29 protein-coding genes are annotated in these 26,588 nt (G+C 41.1%); 6 read left to right on the top strand and 23 right to left on the bottom strand.

What is annotated here, in order from left to right; all coding sequences use genetic code 11:
* Positions 1-105: 105 nt before the first annotated feature.
* Positions 106-1,023 (bottom strand): YitT family protein, encoded by a 918-nt coding sequence (locus ABDZ72_RS08950; RefSeq protein WP_343752468.1) that lies wholly within the window; start codon positions 1,021-1,023, stop codon positions 106-108.
* 336 nt (positions 1,024-1,359) lie between these two features.
* On the opposite strand from ABDZ72_RS08950, the gene ABDZ72_RS08945 reads away from it, so the two are divergent.
* Positions 1,360-2,379, top strand: coding sequence for a DUF3231 family protein (locus ABDZ72_RS08945; protein WP_343752470.1), 1,020 nt, complete (start codon positions 1,360-1,362; stop codon positions 2,377-2,379).
* A gap of 122 nt (positions 2,380-2,501) precedes the next feature.
* Here ABDZ72_RS08945 and ABDZ72_RS08940 read toward each other — a convergent pair whose 3' ends face one another.
* The 3 genes from ABDZ72_RS08940 to ABDZ72_RS08925 form a co-directional block, all read right to left on the bottom strand.
* Entirely contained in the window at positions 2,502-3,299 is a 798-nt protein-coding gene (locus ABDZ72_RS08940; RefSeq protein WP_343752467.1) for a VLRF1 family aeRF1-type release factor, read from the bottom strand.
* Between the two features lie 329 nt (positions 3,300-3,628).
* A complete protein-coding gene (locus ABDZ72_RS08930) occupies positions 3,629-4,150 on the bottom strand; it encodes a hypothetical protein (protein WP_343752465.1) in 522 nt (173 codons plus the stop codon).
* Between the two features lie 32 nt (positions 4,151-4,182).
* On the bottom strand, positions 4,183-4,467 hold the full coding sequence (locus tag ABDZ72_RS08925) for a hypothetical protein (RefSeq protein ID WP_343752464.1): 285 nt from the start codon (positions 4,465-4,467) through the stop codon (positions 4,183-4,185).
* Positions 4,468-4,677: 210 nt separating this feature from the next.
* On the opposite strand from ABDZ72_RS08925, the gene ABDZ72_RS08920 reads away from it, so the two are divergent.
* Complete coding sequence (locus ABDZ72_RS08920) at positions 4,678-5,049, top strand: winged helix-turn-helix transcriptional regulator (protein ID WP_343752463.1); 372 nt, start codon at positions 4,678-4,680, stop codon at positions 5,047-5,049.
* A gap of 188 nt (positions 5,050-5,237) precedes the next feature.
* Here ABDZ72_RS08920 and ABDZ72_RS08915 read toward each other — a convergent pair whose 3' ends face one another.
* The 11 genes from ABDZ72_RS08915 to ABDZ72_RS08865 all read right to left on the bottom strand — a co-directional run bounded on the left by ABDZ72_RS08915 (position 5,238) and on the right by ABDZ72_RS08865 (position 12,255).
* On the bottom strand, positions 5,238-5,585 hold the full coding sequence (locus tag ABDZ72_RS08915) for a hypothetical protein (protein WP_343752462.1): 348 nt from the start codon (positions 5,583-5,585) through the stop codon (positions 5,238-5,240).
* Between the two features lie 345 nt (positions 5,586-5,930).
* The gene (locus ABDZ72_RS08910; protein ID WP_343752461.1) at positions 5,931-6,245 is read right to left on the bottom strand and encodes a phosphatase; all 315 of its coding nucleotides are present in this window, start codon (positions 6,243-6,245) and stop codon (positions 5,931-5,933) included.
* A gap of 77 nt (positions 6,246-6,322) precedes the next feature.
* On the bottom strand, positions 6,323-6,472 hold the full coding sequence (locus ABDZ72_RS08905; RefSeq protein ID WP_343752460.1) for a hypothetical protein: 150 nt from the start codon (positions 6,470-6,472) through the stop codon (positions 6,323-6,325).
* A gap of 37 nt (positions 6,473-6,509) precedes the next feature.
* The gene (locus ABDZ72_RS08900) at positions 6,510-6,971 is read right to left on the bottom strand and encodes a hypothetical protein (protein ID WP_343752459.1); all 462 of its coding nucleotides are present in this window, start codon (positions 6,969-6,971) and stop codon (positions 6,510-6,512) included.
* A gap of 164 nt (positions 6,972-7,135) precedes the next feature.
* Positions 7,136-7,726: a hypothetical protein gene (locus ABDZ72_RS08895; protein ID WP_343752458.1), complete on the bottom strand. Its 591-nt coding sequence runs from the start codon at positions 7,724-7,726 to the stop codon at positions 7,136-7,138.
* Positions 7,727-8,061: 335 nt separating this feature from the next.
* The gene (locus ABDZ72_RS08890; protein WP_343752457.1) at positions 8,062-8,382 is read right to left on the bottom strand and encodes a YbjQ family protein; all 321 of its coding nucleotides are present in this window, start codon (positions 8,380-8,382) and stop codon (positions 8,062-8,064) included.
* 358 nt (positions 8,383-8,740) lie between these two features.
* Positions 8,741-9,379 carry a DUF4064 domain-containing protein gene (locus ABDZ72_RS08885; RefSeq protein WP_343752456.1) on the bottom strand — a complete coding sequence of 213 codons (639 nt, stop codon included), beginning with the start codon at positions 9,377-9,379 and terminating at the stop codon, positions 8,741-8,743.
* Positions 9,372-9,701: a PadR family transcriptional regulator gene (locus ABDZ72_RS08880; RefSeq protein WP_343752455.1), complete on the bottom strand. Its 330-nt coding sequence runs from the start codon at positions 9,699-9,701 to the stop codon at positions 9,372-9,374. Before ABDZ72_RS08880 ends, ABDZ72_RS08885 begins: the two co-directional genes overlap by 8 nt.
* Positions 9,702-9,965: 264 nt before the next feature.
* On the bottom strand, positions 9,966-10,604 hold the full coding sequence (locus ABDZ72_RS08875) for a lysozyme inhibitor LprI family protein (protein WP_343752454.1): 639 nt from the start codon (positions 10,602-10,604) through the stop codon (positions 9,966-9,968).
* Between the two features lie 21 nt (positions 10,605-10,625).
* Positions 10,626-11,708 (bottom strand): hypothetical protein, encoded by a 1,083-nt coding sequence (locus tag ABDZ72_RS08870; protein ID WP_343752453.1) that lies wholly within the window; start codon positions 11,706-11,708, stop codon positions 10,626-10,628.
* Positions 11,695-12,255, bottom strand: coding sequence for an RNA polymerase sigma factor (locus ABDZ72_RS08865; RefSeq protein WP_343752452.1), 561 nt, complete (start codon positions 12,253-12,255; stop codon positions 11,695-11,697). Before ABDZ72_RS08865 ends, ABDZ72_RS08870 begins: the two co-directional genes overlap by 14 nt.
* A gap of 185 nt (positions 12,256-12,440) precedes the next feature.
* Between ABDZ72_RS08865 and ABDZ72_RS08860 the strand changes: the two genes are divergently transcribed.
* On the top strand, positions 12,441-13,439 hold the full coding sequence (locus ABDZ72_RS08860; RefSeq protein WP_343752469.1) for an LLM class flavin-dependent oxidoreductase: 999 nt from the start codon (positions 12,441-12,443) through the stop codon (positions 13,437-13,439).
* A 399-nt stretch (positions 13,440-13,838) separates the two neighbouring features.
* On the opposite strand, the gene ABDZ72_RS08855 is transcribed toward ABDZ72_RS08860, so the two are convergent.
* Positions 13,839-14,972: a 5,10-methylene-tetrahydrofolate dehydrogenase gene (locus ABDZ72_RS08855; protein WP_343752451.1), complete on the bottom strand. Its 1,134-nt coding sequence runs from the start codon at positions 14,970-14,972 to the stop codon at positions 13,839-13,841.
* Positions 14,969-16,159: a hypothetical protein gene (locus ABDZ72_RS08850; protein WP_343752450.1), complete on the bottom strand. Its 1,191-nt coding sequence runs from the start codon at positions 16,157-16,159 to the stop codon at positions 14,969-14,971. The genes ABDZ72_RS08855 and ABDZ72_RS08850 overlap by 4 nt, the downstream gene beginning before the upstream one ends.
* A gap of 169 nt (positions 16,160-16,328) precedes the next feature.
* Between ABDZ72_RS08850 and ABDZ72_RS08845 the strand changes: the two genes are divergently transcribed.
* Positions 16,329-16,526, top strand: coding sequence for a DUF2188 domain-containing protein (locus tag ABDZ72_RS08845; RefSeq protein WP_343752449.1), 198 nt, complete (start codon positions 16,329-16,331; stop codon positions 16,524-16,526).
* A 732-nt stretch (positions 16,527-17,258) separates the two neighbouring features.
* Here the strand turns inward: ABDZ72_RS08845 and ABDZ72_RS08840 are convergent.
* From ABDZ72_RS08840 to ABDZ72_RS08820, 5 genes are all read right to left on the bottom strand, one after another.
* A complete protein-coding gene (locus ABDZ72_RS08840) occupies positions 17,259-18,056 on the bottom strand; it encodes a sugar phosphate isomerase/epimerase family protein (RefSeq protein ID WP_343752448.1) in 798 nt (265 codons plus the stop codon).
* A 66-nt stretch (positions 18,057-18,122) separates the two neighbouring features.
* The gene (locus ABDZ72_RS08835) at positions 18,123-20,390 is read right to left on the bottom strand and encodes an ATP-binding cassette domain-containing protein (protein ID WP_343752447.1); all 2,268 of its coding nucleotides are present in this window, start codon (positions 20,388-20,390) and stop codon (positions 18,123-18,125) included.
* Between the two features lie 297 nt (positions 20,391-20,687).
* A complete protein-coding gene (locus tag ABDZ72_RS08830) occupies positions 20,688-21,110 on the bottom strand; it encodes a pyridoxamine 5'-phosphate oxidase family protein (protein ID WP_343752446.1) in 423 nt (140 codons plus the stop codon).
* A gap of 206 nt (positions 21,111-21,316) precedes the next feature.
* A complete protein-coding gene (locus tag ABDZ72_RS08825) occupies positions 21,317-21,439 on the bottom strand; it encodes a hypothetical protein (protein ID WP_343752445.1) in 123 nt (40 codons plus the stop codon).
* 106 nt (positions 21,440-21,545) lie between these two features.
* Positions 21,546-22,010 carry a DUF2306 domain-containing protein gene (locus tag ABDZ72_RS08820; RefSeq protein ID WP_343752444.1) on the bottom strand — a complete coding sequence of 155 codons (465 nt, stop codon included), beginning with the start codon at positions 22,008-22,010 and terminating at the stop codon, positions 21,546-21,548.
* A gap of 792 nt (positions 22,011-22,802) precedes the next feature.
* Here ABDZ72_RS08820 and ABDZ72_RS08815 point away from each other — a divergent pair.
* On the top strand, positions 22,803-23,228 hold the full coding sequence (locus tag ABDZ72_RS08815) for a DUF3888 domain-containing protein (protein ID WP_343752443.1): 426 nt from the start codon (positions 22,803-22,805) through the stop codon (positions 23,226-23,228).
* Between the two features lie 379 nt (positions 23,229-23,607).
* On the opposite strand, the gene ABDZ72_RS08810 is transcribed toward ABDZ72_RS08815, so the two are convergent.
* Positions 23,608-25,056 carry a DHA2 family efflux MFS transporter permease subunit gene (locus tag ABDZ72_RS08810; RefSeq protein WP_343752442.1) on the bottom strand — a complete coding sequence of 483 codons (1,449 nt, stop codon included), beginning with the start codon at positions 25,054-25,056 and terminating at the stop codon, positions 23,608-23,610.
* A gap of 166 nt (positions 25,057-25,222) precedes the next feature.
* Here ABDZ72_RS08810 and ABDZ72_RS08805 point away from each other — a divergent pair, with 166 nt between their 5' ends.
* Positions 25,223-26,530 (top strand): TolB family protein, encoded by a 1,308-nt coding sequence (locus ABDZ72_RS08805; RefSeq protein ID WP_343752441.1) that lies wholly within the window; start codon positions 25,223-25,225, stop codon positions 26,528-26,530.
* Positions 26,531-26,588: the final 58 nt, after the last annotated feature.

Below are 26,588 nucleotides of genomic sequence, written 5' to 3'. Positions count from 1 at the left end.
AACTCTTACTCGGCGGGCATCCCACCCACTATATGTTACGACCTAAGCCCGGTCGCTCTGCCAGGCACATACACATGAATGGTTTGTGTGCCTGGCAATGGCATTTCATTGGTTTTTTCCATCAATATTCCATAGATTTTTGTGTTCATCCAGCGAATATCCTTGAACGGACACCTCGTGGACGTCATTTACTGCTATAAATGCACTTGGGTCGATATGATTAACCGTATTTTTCAGTCGAAATATTTCATTGCGGTTCACTACACAGTACAAGATCTCTTTATGATCTCCTGTGTAACCTCCTATGCCTTTCCACAGTGTTACACCCCGGTTCATGTCATAGGCGAGATTACTTGCGATAACATCGTTTTTCTCAGAGATAATCGTTGCACCTTTTGCAGTATAGGCGCCTTGCTGGATAATATCTATGACACGGGAAGCAATAAATACGCTGACAATTGTGTACATCGCTTCACGGTAATTGAGATAAACGAGCGATGACGAGATAACCATAAAATCAATAACGAACAAAGTTTTCCCCATACTCCAACCAAAAAACTTATTCCCAATTCTCGCTGCGATGTCCGTGCCTCCCGTGGTTCCACCATACCGAAAAATAACTCCTACACCAACCCCTTTAAACACTGCCGCAAACAGGGCGGCAAGGATCATATCATCTTTCAGCATAATATCAAACATAAAATAGTGCCGGAAAAACGAAAGAAAAAAGGAAAAGGAAGCTGTTCCAATAATTGTATAGATAAGCATATGATGTCCCAAGAGTCGCCATCCAATTAAAAACAGGGGAACGTTAATCAAAATATTGCTCAGGCCCGGATCTATGTTAAACAGGGCAAATAAAATCAGAGTTAGGCCTGTTAGACCCCCTTCGGAAAGATCATTTTGAATATTCAAATTGACAACGCCAAAAGCATAAATAGCGGAACCTGCCAAAATGAAAAAGATATTTTTAAATTTGATGGAAGATAAAATGGTTTTAACCAGGTTACAATTACGATTCATAATATTGTTTGTACCCTCGCCTTAGTTGTTTTTTATATTTGCCTTTACTTTTTACATTACAACTTTTCGGCTCCTTTCAGACGTCATCGTTACAAATGGTACTGATATGTCTTATTTTATCAGATGATGCACCAATTTTGTTGTGCGATTTTATTGAATAGGGACAGATGTCACAATAAGAATCAAATACAAGTATTAATAAAACGGCGAATTTAGGTCATGCTAAGGGACAATGAGCGTGATGGAGGAATATAACATGTCCGAAAGTCATCGGAACTTGGGACGTTATGGCTTACTTACCCCACATGTTCTCAAGGAGGTTGCATAATGAATAAGGTGAATGAAAGGAATATCCCCCTAACATCCGCAGAAATTGGTTCTCTTTGGAATGGGTATATGAATGACAGCATGTCAAAGTGTATTTTGGGTTTTATGTTGATGCACATTCAAGATGAAGATATAAAATCCGTTGTACAATATGCTTATGATATATCATCGAACCATATGGACACATTAACAGCGATTTTTGAAAGTGAACAATTCGCCATTCCAAATGGGTTTAGCGAAGAACAAGATGTGAATATGAATGCACCATGGCTTTTTTCAGACACATTTTGTTTGATGTATGTAAATCATATGGCAAAGACAGGAATGTTAATATACAGCGGTTTGGTTTCAATGAGTTACCGGGATGATGTATGTAACTACTTTGTACAGGCGTTAAATGAAACCAGTAACCTTTATAAACAATCACTCGAAACGGGTCTTTCCAAGGGAGTCATTGCCAAACACCCGTATACTAACATTCCCAAAGAAACGGACTATGTTGACAGTAAAAATTATTTAAGCGGCTTAAACCCTTTCAGTAATAAACGACCATTAAATGTTGTTGAAATTTCCCATTTGTATCAGAACATCTTAACGAATTCAATAGGCATGCACTTATGCATTGCATTTGCTCAAACGTCCCCATCTGAGGATGTACAGAACTACATGCTGCGTGGAAAAAATATCTCAAAGAAACATATGAAAATTTTCACGGATACACTTTTGAAAGATGATATTGAATCTGGACAGACAAATGTAGGTACAAGTAACTCCACAACTCAAACCTTTTCAGATAAATTAGTGATGTATCACATGGATTTGCTCATATCCGCGGGAATGGGGAATTATTCTACGTCAGCATCGACAAGCCAACGAAGTGACTTAATGATTAATTATGAGCGATTGGCATTTGAAGTAGCTCGGCTTGCCAAAAGTGGAGCAGATATCATGATTAAACACAATTGGCTGGAACAACCACCTGGAACAAAGGATCCTAAACGATTAGCAAAGAACAAACCAAAAGGATAGCCGTGGATCAGTTGCTACAGAAATTTTCCCGTCATACAACGAGACAGCCCTCGTAAGAGCTGTCTTGTTTTTTTCTTAAACAGGTTTAGCGTTCCATTAAGGTTGTATATACTGAACTGTTCTTATTCCTCCGCAAAAACATCAGTTAAGATTTGGCTCGGGTTTTGATCCAACAAATTTCGCGGAATCATTTTATTGATTTCCCAATCAAAGTAATCTTTTAGTCGCTCAATCTCCTCTTTTTCACCAACCAGTTGAAGCTGTTCCCATCCTTGTTGTTTACCTTTTTTCTGTATCGTCTCAGCCAGGCTCTTGAACCAGCGCTGCTGATGGGCTTCAACACGCTCCTGATATTCATCCTTTTTGGCACCGCCCTGGGTCCAGTCACTTCCTTGTGGGCCCTGATGCTGCCGCCATTCGTCCGTATTCATATCCAGTTTATAATAGGTGGTGTCTAGCACCATATCGATTTCTGTTTCAATCAGCTGTGCCCGGTCCTGTTGAATAACGAGGACCCCTGAATGCGGATAATCGGAAACAAGATTTTGTAATTGTTCCGTGTGAGGCTGGTTGTCCCAATGATATTCGGTTGTAACAGGAACATCAAGCGCCTCGGAAAACCACAAGTCTTCATCCGACGTTGCAAATAAAATAAGACTGCGTTTTAGTTCATTTTCTTTGCCATATACGTCATTTTCGACTTTTTCGCGTATTGATTTAGCTTGGTTTTTTTCTTCATGCGAATCACTGTCTTTTGTCCGGTCAGCTAAGTCATTCAAAGCTTTTTTCAATTGTATTTTCCATTTATCTCCCTGTTGGTCAGGATCTCGAGGGTCAGTGTTCAGATATAAGGTGAACACTTTTTTCGGTTCGTCATACGTCGTGTTTTTCAATTGTTTCAAATAATCTTTTATCAGCATGCTATCTTCCTTTCTATCTGTTAATTGTCTCTAATGTGTAACACGTTCTTTATAAAATGTGGTTCAAGCCGCCACCAATTTGGAAAGAAGTACCGAGCAACCACAGGATAAATAAACCAACTAATTTTAGCCAAAGCATCTTCACATCACACCTTAATTGTTGTTATGATGCACAGTTCCTCCATTCCCTTGCATGTTTTAATTAAAACACAAGCGTTCATTCCATATAATTGGCCTGATTATGACGACCAAATGGTAATTTTACTTTATGACGATAGAAGTCTTTGAATATGTGCATGTTTTCAACTGCTTTCCGTTTCATTGCGTGATTAATAACTAACGCCGGTTATTTTCCACTGATTATCATAGGTGAATTCAATCTTTATGGTGTAAGTTCCATATAAATCGGTTTGATTCGTCTGGCTGATTTCCACTTTTTCAGTATTCTTCCGTATCATTTCATAGTCCTCTTGTTCATGAAACCATGGTGGTGTTTCCGTCGGTTTCACGTAAAGTCCGTCCGTTTGTTCATAGAAATAATAATCCACATATTTTGAGGCTACTTTCCTAGTCGATACTGTTTCAAAAGCCTTTTTAAATTCGTCCAACGTATCATACTTTACAACTTTATTGGTCTCATCAATCTTCGGTACGAGCAAATCCCGGAATCGCCCAGTCAATGCAACGATGCGTTCATGTGTCAAAGACTTGTCCACATTAGCATTGGTGGTGCGATTTTCCTTTTCAGCTGACGTTGGATGATGGACAGCTCCCTGCATCAGCATTAATGTAAGTATAATAGCTAGTCCGGTACTGATTCGTATAAATTGAAAGTAATTACGATTTCGCATCATAATCCTCCTGTCTATGTGATTTTTAAGAGTCATGAACTTACATGGTGTATAGCCTGTAAGTAATCCTTATAAAATCTTTTTATACTAAATTCTGACCACCCTTCTCGCTCAAGTTGTTCTTTAAAGTAACTCCTATCAATCTGAATAAAATCCATCTGAAAAATGTAATCTGGAACAGAATATGTTTCTCCTGACTGCCATTCACATAATAAAAACATAACGTCCTGAGTATTATCCCAACGGGCCCCATATCCTAAAAGCTTATAGAGCAATTGACTTTTATAGTTGTAAAAGATTTTAGTTTTGATATTCAACTAACCTCCCCTTGGTTTGCATTACCGCCATTCAACAAAATAAAGGATAAGAAAAAACTTAGATAAGCCCTGTTATTTTGAAAAGCATGATATGATTAAATATATGTTTTTTAATACTATAATAAGTATAATTATATTAAAATTCCTTTAGCAAGTAGGCACTTTAAAGTATTATAGTTACTAAAAAGATACTATTGGGAGGCAAAATAAATGGAAATTAGAATTAAATACAATCATCCCATTGAGGTAACTTTAGATGTTGTATGTGGAAAATGGAAAGGGGTGATTTTGTGTCTACTAATGGATCAGACGCTACGTTTCGGGGAATTGAAGAAGGAAATTCCTGCAATCACACAAAAAATGCTTACCCAACAACTTCGAGAACTGGAAGAAGATCAATTGGTAAACCGTGTAGCTTACAATGAAATTCCACCGAGAGTTGAATATTCGTTGACAGCCTATGGCGAAGATCTTAAACCAGCATTAGAAATGCTTAAAGAATGGGGAAACAACCACATTAATGTGGTCGCTGAATCAAAATTAGAGCAAAAACTAGGAGACCTACAAGAAGCGGATGATTAAAAACGCTCTTTCTAATAAACTATTAATCTGTTCAGATAGTCATTGGACTGCCTGACCTATTTTCATTGATTTTATGCTTGAGGAGCCGGGAGAGGATGGTAGCGCCCATGGGAATCGAGCCCGTTCGCAATACTCTCTCCCTTCCTTATAGATACATGTTCGAAGCCGGAACAGTATACATTAACATTCTAAAAACTGGAACCAGCCTGGTCAAACCCAACCGTTTGAGCAACGACATTGAGGATTTCTCCCCACAGAGCAAGATAGGCTTTTTGAGCTTCAAGCGGAAAAGACGTAACCGGTTCTCCTGTATGCTGAATTAAGGACTCAAACGTTTCACCGTCCGCTTCCCTAACGTTTATATGAAATTGTACGCTATCTTCAACCCAGTCTGTGTGATTCCGGTATATATCCAAAAGCATATCCTCATTTGCGAAATCCTGAGGCAACTGTCCTTCATCTTGCCATTTATCCATCCAGCGGGCCAATTCATGACGAGGCCGTCTTTGTTCTTCTTTTACAATAGTCGATATCATCAATTCCTGGAATCAATCTTCCAATTCAAGCTCATCGGCCGTCTCCTTCATTTTTTCTTTATAAATCTCCCATCTTTTCTCTTTCCTTTTACGAAACATAGATTCATCCCCTTCAGTTATATTTCCTTATATGGCTCTTTTGTCTTCTTCTCTGGAATATAAGATCCATTCCACATTTTAGCTGCTTGCCTTTTTCCTTCGTATTTCCAATAATAAAGTTCATTGATTTATTGCTTAGTACCAATTATTCCAAAATAAGTCATTCCATTCAATGATGTCACAAAATTAAGGCACCCAACTAATTCAAGACAGGAGCCCTTTCCTTGTGATTATTCCTCTTCATTCTCACCTTTTCATTTCTTTATTTTTTTCTGCCTCAAACTCTCTATTCCTTTTATTAATCTCTTTCTTTTGTTTTTGCCACCATTTAGTACCCGGAATGATAAGAATTATACCTATTACCCCTAACACAATGGCTATGACTATCGGGATAATACCCATTTCTCTCAGGGCAGTTCCAAAAACTCCGTATCTTCCATCCCAACCTTGGCCGTCAGTACCTACTAACGTTTGAGAATAAACGGATGCAGCTATTAAAGCCGCACCATAAATAATGGCACCCGATAAAAACAAAATCAGTCCTATGTTTGTATTTTTCATTCTCATCGCCTCCCCAACTTTTATGCGACAATATGGTTCTTCGATACTGACGCAATCAGGTAATCAGGTCCGTGAAGTTAAGATTTTTTGTTGTCTATCAATGTCCCCACTATTAACCCTAATAAAATATTGGTTATTATGATAGGATTTATAGGATGAAGTGCATTCATCAGAATAAAGGTTAAAACACCTGCGATAATAGCGAATAAAAAAGCATTATAAGACATAATCTTCCTCCTGCATAAACCTGCTTAGCCATTCCTGTTAATTTTCAACCATATCCATCAAATTCAATACGTGTTCTTTCACTTTTTCTTTCTCTTCCTTAGTCATATCATCTAATTTGAAATGTTCTATATTTTTATCTGGAATCAGGATTGTTGACGGTTTATGTATTACCTTCTTAAGATCGTCACCATCTTCTGCTTTGGTATTGTAAGATTTATTATAATTTGAGTGAATTATTTCCGTCCTTATGTAATTTCTTTCGGTATCATAATAATCTTCAACCGCTTTAATATCGGTTTTTATATCATTTGTACTTTCTTCAATATTGGTTATTGAATTCACCTTCTTGTAACCAGTTGTTTCAGAAAAACCCTCAGCATTCTGTTCTGATGTCTCTGTAACAAAGACCTCTATGTGTTGAGTTTTTTCAGCATGACTGCATGAACTCAAAACACAAACAGTTAATATAAATAAATGTAAGGTCAAAATTTTTTTCAAATCGAACTCCCCTAAATACCCAGTGCTGCAACGAAGTTTATTCTGAAATGCGCCCGTTTAATGAATGAACCAGTTATGTATAGTCATGATGTCTAAACAAGCGATTCAGGTACAGTGTTTATTCAACAACTGCCCCGTTTGATGAAGAAATATCGTATAAACGTTCATTTTATAGGTTTAGCTTTAAACAAATAAACAACATCATATTTTTTCATTTCACTAGAGTCTTTGTAAAAGTTTGATTGAAAGGACATTGACGTATTTTCGCTTTTGGACATAACAATCCCTGCCAATACTGCTTCTTCGTCTTCTATAGGTATATCATTTTCTTGAAAGCTTGCCACAGTCCCCTTTTTATTATTTACGTCATTATCCGAGACAATCGTCGACCCTGTATTACCGCCACTGCTGATGCCAATATTAAAAGTAGGGTGATTTACCTCATCACTATCTTTCTGAGACGCAATAATAATCGTCCCCTTACCATCACTAACCTCTAATGATAACTGGTTTAATGTATCATCGACCAGTTCTCCTTTTTTGTATTTCTCTATCTTCACTGACATTTCATTGTATTTGTTGTCTATATTGAAATTAAAGACAAATGAATCATCTGAAGTTGTATGAAGAATCGCGTTTTCCATTTTTGATAAATCGGTACTTGAAATAGTATTCGTATCGCTGTTGCTATCACAAGCACTTAATACAAAAGCAAATAAAGTGATTAATATTAAAGTGCTGAACCTTCTTTTCAATTCATTTTCCTCCTTTTTATAGCTATTTTGGATTTTCCTGTCATAGTCTCCCTTCTCGATCATTGCTTTATGATTCTCTAACTATATAGAACAAAATGGACTCATGGTGCCTGGCAGTGGCATTCCCAATGGAAAATGGGTGTTAAAGACTGAATTATTAATTAAAGTGACCGAATCATTAATTAAAGCGACCGAATTATGGTTTAAAGTGACCGGAATAATTCCAAAACCGACTGAATAAATTACTGAATCCGCTGAATGATTCAGCGATGGGGACTATCTCCAGGGCCTCGATTGCCCATAAGTCAGAAAATACTTAGTCGTTGTTTGGTGATTTAATTTTCTTTAATAGTGACCGCCGTTCCATAAGCCAAAAGCTCTGCTGCCCCGCTCGAAATTTGAGACGTTTCAAAGCGAACATTAACTACGGCATCGGCTTCTTGACTTTCGGCATCTTCAACCATTCGTTGCATTGCTCTTTGGCGGGAATCCGTCATTAATTCCGTATATTCTGTCATTTCGCCCCCTACGACATTTCTAAAGCTGGAAACAAGGTCCTTCCCAACATTCTTGGCACGTACGACATTTCCTTTGGCGATACCCTTAACTTCCGTGATTTCACAACCCGGTATGGACTCAGTATTTACTAAGATCATCTTGATTTTCTCTCCTTTTTTCCTGAATTCGATCTCGCAAAACACCAATAAAAATTAACAGAAAACCTATAACGCCAATCACAATCGAGCTTATAAAAAGAATAAGACTAACCCTTATATTGATTATAAAAAAAGATATTGCGTTTGATAAAACAAACAATAAGATCGCTGTTGGTAATAAAAGAACGCCAAACCGTATCATAATTTCTCCTTAATTTGATTAAACTTTTTCTAAAATTCCCAACCAAAAAAGGCCCATCCAATAAACCCAATAACAGCAGCAACAGCTATAATTGTCTTGAGTATTGGACCTCCTCCGAAACGCATCATTAAACCCTCCAATCCATAATGTCCAACCCTACTTAACTGCCACTGGCTCCAAATCCTTTGATTTTCGCACAAGTGCTATAATGCCACCGATCAATAAAAAGATGGCGCCAAAAAATGTAGCTTGCGAAACAACAAAACTCAAAACGGCTGCGATAATCAACAACCAGCCTCCCAGTTTCGGCTTTTTGTTCCCCTTTAGGAATACGATTGAAATAATAGCAAGAATAATACCAATCACGGAGGCTATAAGCAACATCATACCCGCATGGCCTAATGTATCCAAAGATTCATTGATTTGAGCCGAACTTAATGATGTACCTGCTTGCATAGCGTCAGCCATTCGTTGACGAATTTGATGATTGCTTTCAGGGTAAATCAACAAAAAGCCAAAAATCCCAGTGATAACATCAATGATCAGACCGATAACACTTAATACGATTTCCGCTGTACGCTTGATGTTAACCATCTTTCCTGTGTATTCAGGTTTTAGTGATTGCGCTACCATTTTGGGATCTCCCAGTTCTTTAGTAACTTGATGGTCACTTTTTCCTTCACTATAAGCCATGTGAAAGTGTTCTTCAAAATCTCTTACAATATCTTGGTATTCTGTGTATGGAATATCATCTAAGTACCTTTCTAACTCTTGAAAAAATTCATTTTTAGTCATTTTGTCTTTCCTCACCTTTGCCGACGATCTTTTCAACACTTTGAACAAGTAGCTCCCATTCATTTTTTAAATCGCGGGCGTATTGATCCCCTTTTTTTGTCAGCTTATAATACTTTCTTGACGGCCCCTGTTCTGACTCCACTAAATAGGTTGTCAAGTAACCATCCTTTTTCAACCTACGAAGAATAGGATACAGAGTCCCTTCAGATATGGGAAGGTTGGATCCAATTTGTTTAATCAGATCGTAGCCATACTGGTCTACAGTTTGAAGCAAATTTAAAACACAAAGTGTCAATACACCTTTTTTAAACTGTGGGTTCATCGTGTTATCAACTCATTTAGTATTTAATATTTAGTACTGTACATTGTATAATAGCTATTGATACTTTTCAAGAGCCATATTTTATTCAACAATGTGGCCCAAGAAACCATATCGACAGTCATTGGTTTTTAAAGGTCTTTATTTCTTTTTCAAAACTGTCGATTTGTTGTCTCTCTGTTCCGTTGTCACGGACGTTTGATGTTTGTGATGATGAGAGATGGCTTTTAATCAATTCGATCCGCTGTATTAAATGCTCAATGCTTCTTATTTCATATAATCTTCAACTAATTCAAAACATCTGTCTTTTGTGATATTGGCTTGCACGGTTACATATTCCAATTGTTCCTGTGTACCGCCTTCGTATTTTAACGACGCTTCTTTAGCCTGCTCATTTCTATTGGAAATCCATTCGCGCTGTTCTTGTCTTAATTGGTCCATCTGTTCGGTGGACAGTTGTTTTTCTAACGTGTCGTAAATGTCATTCAGATGGTCGTCCCAGGCGTCAGATCTGTTTCCTGCGACTGCTTTCAGGGCGTATGTCGAATTGTCTTCCAAATTGTTTTGCTGTTTTTTCATTTCGTTTTCTGTTTCATTTAATTGCTTAAGGTATGCTTGTTTCTTTCCTTTTGTGTTATTGGCGGATGTGCCTTTTTCCTCATCTGGTTTATTGTTTGACTCGTTGCTGTTGGTATCATTGGTATTCGTATCGGTGTCATTATCGTTTACGGCATTTTTAACGGCATTTGTCTTGGATTGGTCGTCGCTGGCCTTTTGAGTTGAATGCTGGTTTTCTGACTGAGCGTCTTCCGCGTCATTTGATGCGTCAGATGAGTTGCCACAAGCGGTGGATAAAACCAATACGGCTGCTAAAATCATGAATACAAGTAGATGATTGTTTTTCATTTGTTTAAAACTCCTTTGTACTTATTTAAATTGAACTGCAATGGTTAAGGATGTGTCTGGATCATTCGTTTGATCGATGGTATACACTGTTTTCCCTTTTTGCCATTTAATTCGGGTGCTGTTATTTTCGGGGTCAAGATGGGCAAAGCCATGCGGTTTCGGGATGGGCAGTGCTTTTTCATTAAGATATTGAACGGTTTTTCTTGCATATGCCAGACCAGTTTCCGAGTTATTCGTGCTGGTTTTGACTGACAGTGCCCAACGTCCTACATTCCAGCTGGTAAACAAACTGCCGGCTGCCCCGTCCTGATAACCGGTTGTTCCAGGGCCAAGATCCACCTCTTTGCCACCGGATTCGCTAAAAATTTCATGACCGATGGCTTCATCGGCTTTTGCCTGATTGTCGTATTGCTGAACCCTTAAGCGGGCAATGACATGAGCCGGATTCTTGTCACTGAAGAGAAGCTTGTTATTGATTGGAATCGGCTCGGTATGCTCGTAAAAGGTCACGTTATAGCTTGTTGCATCAGAGCTGGTAGTTGCTGTTAAATGGTTCCCGTCATTAAGCGGCAATGTTGAGGGCAGTGAAATATTTAGATCTGTATCCATTTGTCGCTTCACAACAGCCAGAATGTCATCTTGTGTCAATGTCTGTTTCTGGGATTCGGTATCATCTGATTGTGCGGAATCGGTTTTATTTGATTCGTTTGTCGCCGGCTTTTCCCCACCATTGTTATTGTGACGATGCTGGGTGGAATGGTCCGGTTTTGAATGATTCTGATCGTTGTTGTCATTTTCATCAGACGCGTTCTCTTGATCATCCCCCGATACGATATGGGTGGAATGTTGCCCATTTTGCCCAGAGTCATCAGCTATTTTCTGATCGGTCACTTCACTGAGTACAAGGGTTGTGATGATGGCGGCAAACAACAAAATTGAAAACGTCGGAATGAGCCATTTTTTAAAAAGCGAACGGAGTGGGTGTGTGGTCTGATTCATGTTATGGATAACTCTGCGCCGTACACGCTGCTGTCCTCGGGGGCTCCATTGAATGTCTTTATCCAGATTGCGCAGTTGCTCATCCATTTTGTTATGATTGTCCATCACCGACATCCCCTTTCTGGAGTTTTTCTTCAAGCTTCTGCAAGCCACGGAACAGGGTTGACTTGACTTTGCTTTCGGTCCAGCCAAGAATCTCGGCTGTGTCCTTGACAGAGAATTCTTCCACGCGCCGCAGAATGATCACTTGGCGGTAGTTGGCCTTCAGTGAGTATAAGGCATCAAACAGCTCTTGAGATGATTCCTGAATTTCGATCACGTCTTCAACAGATGGACCGGGGTCTTCCCTGTTATTAAAAAAATCTTTGATCATACGAATGGGTTTATGCTTGCGGATGTGGTCAATGGTTAAATTATGGGCGGTGCGATATAAAAACGTTTTGGGATAATCCACGTCTTTCCCTCTCATGAGATATGTATACGCTTTAATGAATGTATCCTGCAGCAGATCCTCAGCCTGCTGGGCATCATGGATCATTTTCAAAATATATTTGAATAGCGACAGGCTGTACATGTCATACCATTCGATAATTTGTTCCTGGTCTCCGGCATCCTTCTCCAATGATGTGCGCCCCCTGTAAAAATGACTCATGCTTTCCTCTTTCTATTGTAACGCTAGTGTTGAGACGATCAAGGTGTTGTTTGGTTGCAGTATTTTTTAATCAAAATAAAATGGTTGAGGAAGTTATACGTGAAATTCATTTGTTGCGTTTAGCTGTTATTGATGCAACAGAACAGTCATAATGGATGCAGACTGAACGGGAAGGGAGTTATCGCATCATGAAACTGAGTGTACTGGATCAGTCACCGATTTCGCGCGGAGATGATGCCGAAACAGCGTTGAATCATACAGTGAAGCTGGCACAAATAACAGAAGACCTCGGCTATACCCGCTATTGGGTGGCTGAGCATCATAATACCAACGGCCTTGCCAGTGTATCGCCGGAAATACTGATTACCCGGATTGCTTCTTGTACCACAACAATACGCGTTGGTTCCGGAGGTGTTTTGCTGCCGCAGTACAGTCCATATAAAGTAGCGGAAAATTTCAAAATGCTGGAGGCAATGTTCCCGGGCCGAATCGATCTTGGAATCGGACGATCACCAGGAGGATCGCATGATACACGAATGGCAATTATGGATGGCTTTAACAGAAGCATGACAGAATTCCCCCGCCAATTACGGGAATTACAGGGATTTTTACATAATTCACTTCCTAAGGACCATCCTTACCGTCTGGTTAAAGCCGCACCAAGAACGGCTACAGTTCCGCCGATGTGGGTGCTCGGGCTGTCGGAACGAGGGGCTGCCAATGCAGGGGAGCTGGGAGCAGGTTTTATGTTCGGCCATTTTATCAATCCCGACAAGGGGGAGACTGCCATGGATGCCTATCAAGACCAATTTCAGCCGTCACCCGATTTTGATAAGCCTGCCCGGGCAGTCTGTATTTTCGTCGTTTGCGCCGATACGGAAGAAGATGCAAAAGAACTGGCCATTAGTCAGGATAAGTGGCTGATCAACGTTGGCAAAGGGTCCGATTTAAAGGTCCCATCGATAGAAGAAGTCAACAAGCGCACTTACCGGGACGAAGAGCTTGATATCATTAGACAAAATCGCCGGAGAGCTGTCATTGGCACGCCTGAACAGGTGAAAGCGGAATTGGAGCGGCTGAGTGACGTTTATCAGACGGACGAGTTTATGATTATCACCAACATCTATGATTTTGATGCCAAAGTGCGCTCCTATGAGTTGTTGGCAGACGCTTTTGACCTGTGATGGGCCGTTGGGGGCTGTCAACCACGATGGGAGGTCTGCCCCCAGTGCATGTCCGTTTTAGTGTCTAAAATCCGATCGGGACAGATTTCAACCAGATTTCGAATTTATCAACCGGATCGCGGGCGATTTCAACCGGATTCTGAATTTATCGACCGGAGTGCGCGTAATATCAACCAGATTCTAAGTTTATCGACCGGAACGCGCGGGATTTCAACCGGATTCTAAGTTTATCAACCGGAACGCGCGGGATTTCAACCGGATTCTGAGTTTATCAACCGGAGCGCGCGGGATTTCAACCGGATTCTAAATTTATCAACCGGAACGCGCGTAATATCAACCGGTTTCTGAGTTTATCGACCGGAACGGGGCAGGCTTTGCCCGTTAGCGGTATAAAGAGCACTACCTATAATGGATTTGCTGGTACCGTCGGTTTTGCCTGTACCCATAGGTGGTACTGAGAACGAGCTCTTCATTTTCCAGGCCAGCTCCAATGGCACCGGCGACTGTTGAGATGGACGAGGCAAACCAGGCAATCCTCAAGTATTCGGTAACGCCTGCCGTCGTCTCGAACGATAATGTTTCCGTCAAAAAACCCGGTGGGATAAACACAAGCGACGTGCCAAAAAATAGCAGAAATATGACGGCATAATAGACGGTAATGGCAATCAGCAACGTCGTGACCGTTGTAAAATTGTACAGTCGCCGAACGCGTCTATGGTTGAACGTTGAAGGGGGTTCCCAGAGACCATGAGCAATAATCACCCATAGCATCATGCCGATAATCGCCACTAAAGTTATCTCGGTCAGACGTAACGTTGAGAACAAATGACTCAACTGCCACATCGTTGTAAAAATCATACCAAATGTTCCGGTTGTGAACGCAATGGCAATCACACTGGTCAGACTGGACATCATTTTGAATGGTTTGTTGGCAAACGTCATCCCCGACAATAAGCGGAGGCTTCCATTCATACGTGGTGTGACGATATAGCGGGTGTGCTTATTCCCTGTCTCCCTCATCCATGTCCGAACCTTTTGGACGGGGGATATCGGAAACTGTCCCCACAATCGTTCAGAGGAAACGATATCATCCTGTTTCTCACCATTACTTGTCGAATCTGCTCCTTGCGATTCTGTTGTATGCAGCATTTGATCAACGGTTTGTATAACGGCTGTTTGGATTCGTTTCAAAACAGGCATCCAGCCAAACGCAGGAATGGAAATAAGGCCGACACTTTTGTCTTCATTGATGTCTACCGCAACGACGTTCTTTTCATGAAAAACCGGTAAATCCGTCAGACTGATAATATAGTCCCACGGCTTTGTTTCCCGATAGGCCGCTGCTTCAGAAAATATGTCAACGACTGATTCAGCCGCTCCGGTCAACGAATCCACACGTGCCTCCACGTCCCACTCTGTGTCATTGGAAATACACGTCTTCAAAGTTTCCGGCAGTGTTTTCACCAGGTCTTGAGCCAGTTCGTCGGCAAGCTCGGGCGCTGCAATTAAACCGATGTTAACGTGCTGTCTCATTGCGCACCTTCCTCTCTGTGGCTTTGCTGGGTGCCTTCATATGATTTCTGCTGACTGTCTTCCCTGCCACTGCTTTCTGACTCTGGGTTGTCTTGTTCGATCTCGTAGTAACGTGTCAACTGCCGATAGGAATAGGTAATATGGCGGATATTCTCCTCCTTTTCAGCCGTTGCCCCGACTGCTCCTGCCAGCATCCCAAGGGACGTTGTCAGCCAGGCAAGACGCATAAAATATTGAATCGAGTCGTCAGCATTTACCTTTGTCCATGCCTCAAACAAATTTTGTGGCACGAACAGCGAAATACTCAGCATAAACGCAGCATACAGCACGACATAATGAATGACGGCAATGCTCGTCAGTGTCAGAACTGTCGTGATATTATACAGTATCCGATACTGGTTTTGTCCTTTTGACGAGGATTTTTCCCACAAATTATGGGCAAAAATGATCCATGTAACCATCCCCACCATGGACAGAAGCATCAGGACGATAAATCGCAGCGGAGAATAAGCGACACTTAACTGCCACGGGGTGGAAAAAATGGATATATACGTCCCAGTTGCAAACGCCAAAGTCAGCACTTTTTTAAATGAGGCAAGTGCCAGCCATGGCCGGTTGGCAAACGTCATGCCGGATAACACCCGCATCCAGCCAAACAGTCGTGATTGCAAAATGAAGCGCGTATCTGTGCTGGCGCCTTCTTGGGGAATCACCCGTCTTATTTTGGATAATAAAAAACGCCGTTTAAGCCGTTTGATCGATGATGCCGTTTTTTTTGATTGATCTCCTTGTCCATTGTGATATAGAAACTCAATAATGAACGTCAGCGCCTTTCGGATTCTTTTTTTGAGCGGAAAAGCGCCAAACGATGGCAAGGACATAAGTGCTGTCCCGCGCTGGATGCTCACATCAGTCGTTACCACTTTACGGCCCGAAAAGCTTGGCAAGTCGGTCAGGCAAATCGCATAGTCCCAATCGTGCTGCTTTTTGATACGGACAGCCTTTTCAAGAACATCATTTATATATTCAGCGGCACCCGCCAGCGGATCCACCGTTGTTTCAATCTGCCAGTCTATATCCTGACTAACCTGGTTCTGCAAATCGTTCACCAGCTGACCGGTCAATTTTTCAACAATGTTTGCGGGCACGTCTGGAGAAGGAATCAGTCCTATCGTCAATGAGGTCATTTCCCGTCCTCCTCTGATTCATGGTCCTTCCTTATTCCATTATACCCTCCAACAATATGTTGAAACGTGTTGAATAGATAAAGATCTGTCCATCTGTTGCTATGTTTCAGATAACCATTAACGTGAAATGATCACACTAGAACGTTGTATTAAAGGAGATTTGTTAATAATGAATATGTATAGTGTTGCACCAAGCAATGAAGTCATGACGTGGTTTGTTAAATTGGAAGACGTTGCCCCTGAAGAAGAATATGAATTAAAAGATGATGCCATCGCAGCAGCTGAACAAATGGCACAAGACAACCGTCCAAGCATGGTCAAAATTTTGGACAAAAATCATAATGTGCTGGAAAAAAGAAAGTTTTAAACATCGATAACCGGGACATTGTGGACATGGCAGTGTTCGAATTCTGCGACTACTAAGGTGGCACCAACCGCATCACGACATAAAGGTCACTGGCAGGGGGCTGTCGTCATTATTTGAACGATAGGGGGGCGGTCCCCAGTGCCTGAGCGCGCGATTTCGACCAGATTTTGATTTTATCAACCGGACCGCGCGCGGTTTCAACCGGATTTTGAATTTATCGACCGGATCGTGCACGATTTCAACCAGATTTTGATTTTATCGACCGGATCGTGCACGATTTCAACCAGATTTTGATTTTATCGACCGGATTGCGAGTAATATCAACCAGATCTCGAGTTTATCGACCAGAGCCCGCGCGATTTCAACAGATTCTGTACGCCCAAATAGGCACATTCGAAATGAAAGGGACATTGAAATATGTAACCAGTTCAAGAAGAGCGTATGCAAGACCACTGCCACCCAATATCAGCGCCATATGAAACGCCAGGACATCAATGGAGGACCCTAACGTCGTTTCTTTTCCAAAACTATTTTGCTTATTGGGATCCGTTTGAACGCCAACACGCTCTTCTTTCGGAAATCCACCAGTCCTGATAAAAATTTTGTATACCCTTTGCTGGCTGCATAATTAACCATGACAATCATTAGCACTGTTATTTATATGCTATTTTATTTGTTGTCTCTAGTGCTATTGATTTGAAGCGACAGGTATCTGTGACGTAATACGACATGCTACACATATTCCCGCAATAATTCCCTTCCTTCCCGAAGCTTGCGATAAGGCATAATCATGTTATATTCCAAAATGAACCGGCACTTGTCCGGCACATGTTGAAGGGCTTGAAAAACAGGTTTCCAGTCAATAGTACCGTCGCCAATAGCTAAATGGTTATCTGTCACGGCGTCGTTATCGTTCAAGTGGATCGCGAGCAGATGATCTTTTGCGTTATGGATCACTTCAGGGATATTCCAGTGATTCAAATGGGCATGCCCTGTATCCAAAACGAGTCCAAGCATGTCGTTGTCAGGGAAATGGTCCAACAGATTGCAAAACGCCTCCTGGTCAAAAAGCTCTGTGCCATTATGCCCGGTATTTTCAATGGCAATCGGCTGCCCATATTTTTTGGCATGCTGCTGCAATTCCATAATGGCTTCGATGGCCCGCATTTGTGCTTTGTGTTTATCAAAAATACGATAGAGGCAAACACCCGGATCAATAATCACATGATGCGCTTGTATGTCTGCTGCGATTTCAATCGCTTGCTTTAGTTCATTTAATGAGGTTTGTCTGACAGCTGCATTCTCACTGGCAAGGTTCAAATCGAACATCGGACCGTGCACACTGTATGTAAAAGGATACTGATTCAAGTGTTCCTTCACAGAAGAAAAGCCTGCTTGTTTATTATTCCATTGCGGTCCATCCAAAAACAATTCAACGCCATCCGCGTCATAATCAGCAAATGCTTGTAAATTTGTTGGAACCGATTTTTCCAATTGAACTAACCCAGAATAAAAAATTTTTCGCGACATTCGAATGCTCCTTTATGATCATAAACTCATTTTGTCACATCGATCTTGTCAGGCTAACATCATCCGTTACAAAACATCTGCTTTAAGCCATTTTGCTGTTATGGTTTCGGCTTTCAACATTTCTTGGGGCGTTCCTTCAAATAGGACATGCCCGCCATTTTTTCCGCCTCCTGGTCCCAATTCGATCACCCAGTCGCTCGCTGCTATAAAATCCAGGTTATGTTCAACGATCACAACGGAATTGCCTTTGTCGACAAGGGTTTGAAACACATCCAGAAGGGTTGCGTTATCTTTCGCGTGCAGCCCCAGGGATGGCTCGTCCAACAAATAGATTTGTCCTTCTTTTTTTAAGTGGCTGGCGAGTTTGAGACGCTGAACTTCTCCACCACTGAGCGAGCTTGTCGTCTGTCCCAATGTTAAATACCCCAACCCGACGTCTTTTAGTGTATCCGCTTGGTTTATAATCTTTGGCATCTCAAAATAGTTCAACGTTTCATCGATCGTTAATTCCAAAATCTCCACTATATTTTTACCCTTATAGCGATAAGACAGCGCCTCATCTGAATAGCGCGTACCGCCACATGCCTCACACCGAATGCTTACCGGATCTGCAAAGGCTACATCCGGTGTAGTGACACCTTTTCCGTTGCAGACGGGACATGCTCCCAAAGAGTTAAAGCTGAACAGACCAGCCGGCTGTCCTGTCTTTTTCGCAAATATAGATCGAATGTTGTCCATGATTCCCATATATGTCGCCAGTGTCGAACGGCTTGAAATGCCTATGGGGGCTTGGCTCACCATTATGGTTTCCGGATAATTTTCAGGAAAAGCTTCCAGTATCAACGAACTCTTGCCTGATCCGGAAACTCCACAAACAGTGACAAGGCCATGTTCAGGGATGCTGACGCTGACATTTTTTAAATTGTTGTGATTGGCTTGCTCTATGGTAAACCAACTGTGGATATCTCTCGGATGGTCATTTATGTTTCCATGGTGGTCCAAGGTTGTGGCAGCGGGAGAATCGTTGAGGGCTGTTGATGGTCCTTGAAAAACAACGTCTCCTCCGTCAGCGCCTGGTCCCGGCCCCATTTCTATGATCTCATCTGCTGCTTTAATGACGGATAAGTCGTGTTCGATGACGACGACAGTATTATGGTCATGTTTGATGCCTTTTAGCATTTGGATTAACATATCCACTTCTTCTGGGTGAAGGCCTGCGGTGGGTTCATCGAAAATGTACGTCATATTGTTCAGACTGCTCCCTAAATGGCGGGCAATTTTGACCCTTTGAGCTTCTCCGCCGGACAATGTCCCCATTTTTCTTGATAAACTCAGATACCCCAGTCCCATGTTAAGAAGTTGTTTAATATGTGGTATGATCTGCCGTGCGATAGACGCACCCAGTGTATCCGGTATCTTTTCCAGCTCATTCAATGTTTCTGTCATTTCTAACTGGCCATATTCCAAGATATTTAATCCATTTATTTTGCATTCCAGCACGTCTGGATGGAGCCCTGAGCCGTCGCACGTTGGACACAGAAAATGTGTGGATACCGCCAAAACATCATCCTGGGACACTTGTTTTAGCTTTGTGACATCACGATTGATATACAAACGCTTGAATCTTGGCAATAGCCCGTCCCACTCATGATCCTGGGGGCCCTTTTTCGTGTGAAACGGGGCAAAAACACGTTCACCTTCCGGGGGACCATACACGAATAAGCGGTAGTCATCCTCGGAATAGTCCTTTATCGGTTTATCCGGATCAAATAATCCGCCGGTCACCATCCACCATCCTTGCCATCCTGCGGGCGATAAGGGTTTAAATTGCACAGCATAGTCCCGGAGTGATTTATTATGATCGAGCAATTTATCAGGATCCGGTGCAATCACGCGTCCAAAGCCACTACACTCCGGACAGCTGCCAAAAGAACTCTCACTCGAAAAGTCCGTCGCCTTTCCGATCGGGGGATCGCCTATTCGTGAAAACAATAGCCTGATTAATGGATCGATATCCATATAGGTACCGACGGTTGAACGGGAATGACCGCCTGCAGGCCGTTGTTCTACGACGACAACCGGACTTAAGTTCTGCATCAGATCGGCATGGGGCCTTTCGTATCGCGGCATTTGATACCTGACATAGTGTGGATAGTTCAGAGTCATTTGCCGTCTGCTTTCTGTTGCCAACGTGTCGAAAGCGACCGAACTCTTTCCCGATCCTGAAACACCCGTTAATACATTAATCGTTCCTTTTGATATATTTAAATCTATATTTTTGAGATTATTGTCTTTAAGGCCTCTTAAAATAATGTCGTCTTTCATCCCCGGCATGCTGTCACCCTTTCTGTTCCAGATTGCCTGACATTGACGTTATTTATACGTGCGACAATAGGTTACTAGTTTGGCAAGCTTAGTGGCGAATGCTGTTTGAAGACGGAGGAGAACCGGAACACAATCAGAAATAGTTGCAGAAATGCATTAAAAACCTTGACGAAAAAGGGAATCACCCTGTAATGCCCTGGATAACTTGGCATTCGCTTTCCTTTAAGCGAATGCCTTGCTCCACTTATGCCGATGAAACCATGGGTCATTTCAAAATATCGTATCATAAAAGCTCCACGGTTCCTGTTAAAGTTCCAATACTTTTGGTTCAGCACCTGTTTTGTTCATGATTCTTATGCTGATCGGTGATATTTCCAGTACGATGTAATTCGGATCATCCGGCCCATTAAACCAATTTTCCATATAAGAATTCCACAATTCATTTTTCAAATCAGACGAGTTGTTTATATCAGCTTTTCCTTCATATTCCACATATTCATCGCCAAATCCTTCGCCTTCATAGCCCAACAAGATGTGGGTGTATGGGTTTTCTTTTATTTCCTCAGCTTTATGCGTTTCCGAGCTGGTTGCGGTATACAGTTTTAAATCCTTTCGAACAAAGGTCATATATCTTGAATGCGGCTTGTTCTGTTTAACTGTCGCCATCGTGCCAACAGCATTGTCATCTATAATGTTCTCCACAGTCTCTTTCATCTCCTGCTGACTCAATCGAGGCACTCCTTTCATTACGTAACATGTGTTTGTCCGTATTATTGACTTATAAAAGGAAATAATACGAAAAAAACTAAGGTCAAAGTAATAGCGGGCACAGTTATGACAGAACAGCATTCTTCCCTGAAATACCAACCCTTTCCTCCCAGCTTTAGAATGAAACGTTTTTTCGGTAAAACATGGTGAACGAAATCTACGACAATTTACTTCAATCGATTCTTCCTCTTTGCCATTTCTTTTTTGATGATCGGTACACCTTTTTCTTTAACCGCTTTTTTCACTTTAGGATGGTTCAGCAGTTTTGCAGCCTTCATCAATTTTGACATGGTTTTTACCTCCATAGTTATCATCACACGACAAAAACAAATCTGTTTGAATTTATTATAACCGATTAGATATCCGATATATATTGTGTTACTATCCGATCCTTTTTTATTCTACATAAGTGCTGTAACGCTTATTCACCATAGAAATAATAGGAGTGCCAATAATCGTAGGGATAAACCATAACAAGAGGGAAGGAATATGATTGATCAATGGAATATCCGCACCATTAACGACCAAAACCGCCGTAACAATCCCAATATAGGATCCCGCCATTCCCCCTATATGCATCGGCAACCAACCTCTCCAACGCATCTTTCTTGCCAGATATCCAAAAAGAGCTAAACCATAAGAAAAAATGGCAATGTAGAATAGATAGGCGCTTTCTGACCAATTAATGATCGCCATTCCAACAGAGGTTATGAAAACGACAAAGTAGCCGCTATGATACCATTCTCCAATCCTCGTATGATAACCTTTTTCTTTCTTGACCGAAAAATTGACGGCTCCTGTCAATAAGCAAAAACTACCCGCAATGATATGTATAATAAGCAGGATAGTATGGAAGTCCATTCAATCACCTTTTCACAAATTATTCCATTAACTGGTCCTGTTCTTCACGATTGGGTGTTAATTCTATTAGAGAAAACTTATGTTACCAGACAATCCAAATGGTGCTTGGTACTGCTATAAAAATGATTGGAGTTAGACACCCAAATAATAAGCAACCATCGGTAATATAATTAAAAAATGAAACAATAGGATTTTCTGACCTTTTCTTTTTGGAATCTTTGCTACTCAATTAAATTCCTCCTAGTTACCTCCACTTCCCTGTACGTTAATTCAATAAACGTTACAGCAATTTTACCCTATTCAGAAGGACGCACTTATTCGAATAGCGCGCTCGTTTGTTACACACGCCTTTAATATCAATGCCCTTTAAAAAATAAACGGATTAACGGAAAAACTGAGTGGGAATGATCTCGAAATTCAAAAATGAACTTCCACTTCGTATAATAGTATTAGCTTGTAGTAACTCTTCCCGAATCGATTGAATTCTTGGAAAGCGTCCATTTTTCTAGAAAGGGGGGACTGTCCCCAGTGCCTTCTCTCCCTTTAATTCCTAAGTGTTATTCAATTAACTGGCCCGTTAATGGCATAGTATCTAACACTTATTTTAACATAAAAGGTTTGGCACTTTAGAATAAATGGAAAATATTAAATTTATTATAAACATTTTTAAAGGGTGGGGACTGTCCCCAGAACCTCAACGCGCCCATTTCCGGAAGCATTATTCTTCCACACATAAACTTTTCTGAGAGGGACATCCTAAATTTAAAACATGTGAAAGGAACGAACGACGAAATGAAAAAAACCATTATTGCCATTTGTTTAACACTTGGAATTTCAATGACATTACAACCTTTTAGTTCTTTGGCAGAAGACATAAATACTGATGAACCGTCACAGGCGCTACTGTACCACGACATCGTTATTTCAATGCTTCTTCCCCGTGTTCAAAAACGGATAAATAAAACGTATACATCCATACTTACTGAAAGTCCAGATGTTTATCCCTACATGGTTTATGTTAAGAATACGGAAAGAAATCATTTCCGAGGTTTTAGGTTCACAATAACACTTAAGGTTATTCCTGTAGTCGGTCCACATATTTCAGTTGGAGCGGACAAAATGACTTTTAAAATTAACAGTTCAAAAGTGGAACTCACAAAATTTGACCACTTAAAAACCGAAGAACTCCCATCACATTGGCAACACATTGTTAAATAAAGTCATTCTTCAACAAAAGCGCCTGATTATTTTAGAGTACGGGTATAGAGCCTTCTATTGATGTATAATGATTTATTAGACGGGAAAGCCCGTTAACCGCCAATGTTCCAAAGGGCAGACTGAAAGGTAGTAAAGCCCCTTTTTATTTGTCATTACTACCCTCCCCCATTAAAACTCTTAAAGGTTTATAATAACCCAATTCCTGCATGCATTTATTGGACAAATGTCAGCAATAGGTAAGCGTTTGAAATTATCTCCGTGTAGGAACGGATAGGTTCGTTTGTCGCAAATAGGGGTAGGATCCTTATGATTCCTAGCCATCCGCTGCTTTGGTTTGAAGCGTCATTTTTACCGGACTTTTTGAGCCAGCTCTATAACTTCACATATTTCCCTCTTTGTTCTTTCCATATTCGGTTTCCACAGCTTCATATGCTTCATCACTAGGTGGATAGGTTCGTTTAACAAAAATAGATAAGATAATCCCAATAATCGATAAAACAGCAATCACTAGAAAAGCAACGTTTACGCCATAAATGTCAGGATTTGAGATCGACGGGGTTTGCTGGGCGTTTTGTGCCGTCATTGTCATAATCGTTACGAGGATCGCGGTCCCAACAGATGCTGCGATTTGCCGCATCGTATTATTCATAGCCGTACCATGTGGAATCAATTTTTGTGGCAATTGATTCAAACTGGCTGTCGTCACCGGCATCATTACCATCGAAAACCCGAACATGCGAACAGCATAAGCGATAATCAGGAACGATAACGTCGTTGTTGTGCCCAGGAAGCCAAAGACCAAGGTTGCGCCAGTCATAATAAGCAAACCAACAAGTGCCAACAAGCGAGCTCCAATTCGGTCAAAAATCCGCCCTGTAATCGGAGACATTAATCCAGAAATAATAGCGCCGGGAAGAAGAACGAGCCCGGATTCCATCGCTGTGAAATCTCTCATGTTCTGCATATAAAGCGGGATTAAGGTTTCCGATCCAATCAAACCAAGGAATGTAATCATGCCAATTACTGTTCCAATAGTAAATATTTTGTATTTAAACACCCTGAATTCCAACATCGGATGCCGCATGCGCAATTGCCGCAATATAAAGACGGCCAAACTTAGCGCTCCAACTGCGAGAATAGCAATAGTCCTTCCGCTATCCCATCCATAGTTGCCGGCACTTGAGAAGCCAAACAAAAGTCCGCCAAAGCCGACAGAAGATAAGATAATCGATGGAATATCAAGTTTTGGATACGTAAGTTCTGTGACATTCCTTAATATGAAATAAGCAATAAAGATAAGTAAAATAGCTAAAGGTAAAATAAGTAAAAATAAAAATCTCCACGAATAATGAGACGTCACCCAGCCGGATAAAGTCGGGCCAATAGCTGGCGCAAAAGAGATAACGAGCCCGATGTAGCCCATCGCTGCTCCTCGTTTATTGAAAGGGAAAATTAACAGGAAAACCGTCTGCATGAGTGGCAGCATAATCCCTGCTCCAGCTGATTGAATAATTCTTCCTACTAACAATAAGCCGAAATTTGGGGCAGTCCCTCCTGCAACTGTTCCGACAGCGAATACACTCATTGCCGTCATAAACAGCTGACGTGTTGTAAACCGTTCAATCAAAAATGCAGTGATGGGAATCATGACCCCGTTGACAAGCATAAAGACAGTAGTTAGCCATTGAGCTGTATTCGCTGAAATATTCATTTCATCCATAATTGGAGGAATAGCTGTTATCATAAGCGTCTGATTTAAAATCGCAATAAATGCACCCGCGAGCAGCAGAGCAGCCATTAATGTTTTATTATAAGGTTGCACCGTCATTTATATTCCCCTATTCTTTCAATAATCATGTAACTGTGAAATTATACTTGATATAAGGGCAGCTTACAATCATTCCACTTTTTCATCAATCTAACAGCCACCTACCTTCCTTTCCTCCCTTGTTTTCCTGTAAAATATTACCCAGAAAGAAGGGGGAGGGGATCCTTTGAAAAACAATCGCATTCTGTTAAGTATCACCGGCATTGTTGCTTTCCTTTTCATTGCTTCTGTCGTATACAGCATTATGAATGAAAACGATCCATATGAGTACTACACTGGATTAGGCGATTCTATTTCTATCTCACCGGACGATACAACCCTAGCTTTTTCATACTATATGAACGGAAATGAAGCCATTTACAAAGGGGATATAGAAAGTAAGAATGTAGAGAGAATAACAGATCCAGAAGAAGAAGATCATCGCAAGCCACTGTTCTCACCAGACGGCGAAGGTTTGTTATATGTAGCTTCCAATAGTGACGGGGTTCAAACAATGTATTACAGACCTGACCTAGATAAGGATAAAACCATACAGCTTACAAAAGCGGCTACCCATGTGTTCAGTGCCGCCATTTCTCCTGATGGCAGTAAGGTGTATTACGTCGCCATGCCCTCTGACGATTTTCTAAAACCTGAGGGAGAACAGGAGAATGGAGCAGATTTATATTCGGTAAATATAAATGGCAGTCAACCTCAAAAACTGACAGATAAAGATGCTTTTGCTATGACCGAACTTTCCATTTCTGATGATGGAACGACCCTTTATTATACCGCCTTTCACGATGGGAAACAGCAGCTATTCTCTTATAACATAGATAATGGAACAGAAAGCCTATTTTTGCAAGAACACACGTCAGACGGTATCTATCATCCTGTTCTTTCACCTGACGAGAATCGATTAGCTTATACGGCTGTAGCAGATAAATCAGAGAACGGTACCTTTCAGTATGAGCTCTTTTTAATGGATATTTCTAACGGGGATTCAAAAAGACTGACAGACTACAACGCATCTGTTACATCCCCATCCTTTTTTCATGATAATGATAAAACCCGAATTGCTTTTCTCGCGGAAACCAACTGGCCTAGTGAACCGTCAGCCTACCAGATCATGACTATCTCTTATGATGGCGAGGATGCAACCCCCGTAGAACTGGATCTACCTGAATCCAGCAACGACATTCAGCCAGGAGCTATTGCTGATAAATTAGTAAACGCGATAACAATGTCAGGTCTCTATGTACTATTGTTCAGCTTGTTAACCGTATATTACCATTCTGCATCCAATAAAACATACTTTCCAGCCATACTAAGTGCGATACTGACCGGAATCGTATTCTTAAGTTCCTTTGCTACAGCAGCTTTTTATAATGCCTGGGCAGGTATCGGATTATTTATGTTAGTAGTCATGTTAGTTGGCTGCACGACCGTGATCTTTATGTTTGCGCTTATTTACAGCAAGTTTGTTAAACGTTAACCCAATGTTGCAGCTATACTCTAATCGCGATGCTGTCATTAATTGTAGCCATTGTCGT

It is taken from the genome of Lentibacillus halophilus (genome assembly GCF_039522485.1).
Taxonomy (GTDB): domain Bacteria; phylum Bacillota; class Bacilli; order Bacillales; family Amphibacillaceae; genus Lentibacillus; species Lentibacillus halophilus.
Note: the sequence above shows the minus strand (reverse complement) of the source record. Positions and strands in the feature narration are given on the sequence as shown.